A 530-nucleotide genomic window follows, 5' to 3' on the forward strand; every position below is an offset into this window, starting at 1 on the left:
CGTCGTCGTAAATTACCGGCGTCTATTATTCTTCGTGCATTGGAATACAGCACTGAAGAAATCCTCGATATGTTCTTCGACACTACTTACTTCGAGATCCTTAAAACTAAGGTGAAGATGCAGTTAGTGCCTGAGCGTCTGCGTGGCGAAACCGCCAAGTTTGACATTAAAGGCGCTGAAGGCGAAGTTTTGGTCGAAAAAGGCCGTCGTATCACCGCACGCCATATTCGCCAGCTTGAACAGCTGGGTATTAAAGAAATGGAAGTGCCGGCTGAATACATGGTTGGAAAAGTATTAGCGAAAGACTATGCCGACAAGAAAACCGGCGAAGTTGTTGGCCATGCTAACGATGTGCTGACTCTTGAGCTTATCGCTGAGCTTAGCGAAGCTGGTATTAAGAAAATTGAAACGCTGTTCGTCAATGATTTGGACCATGGTCCATACATGAGCGAAACGTTGCGTGTAGATTCAAGTAACAATCGCTTAGAAGCCTTAGTTGAAATCTACCGCATGATGCGCCCGGGCGAGCC

1 pseudogene is annotated in these 530 nt (G+C 46.6%); it reads left to right on the forward strand.

From position 1 onward, the window contains the following. Positions 1-530 (forward strand): annotated as a pseudogene (gene rpoB, locus B3180_RS08630) (DNA-directed RNA polymerase subunit beta); the annotation flags it as partial.

This window comes from Idiomarina sp. UBA4206, from assembly GCF_002383015.1.
Lineage (GTDB): Bacteria > Pseudomonadota > Gammaproteobacteria > Enterobacterales > Alteromonadaceae > Idiomarina > Idiomarina abyssalis.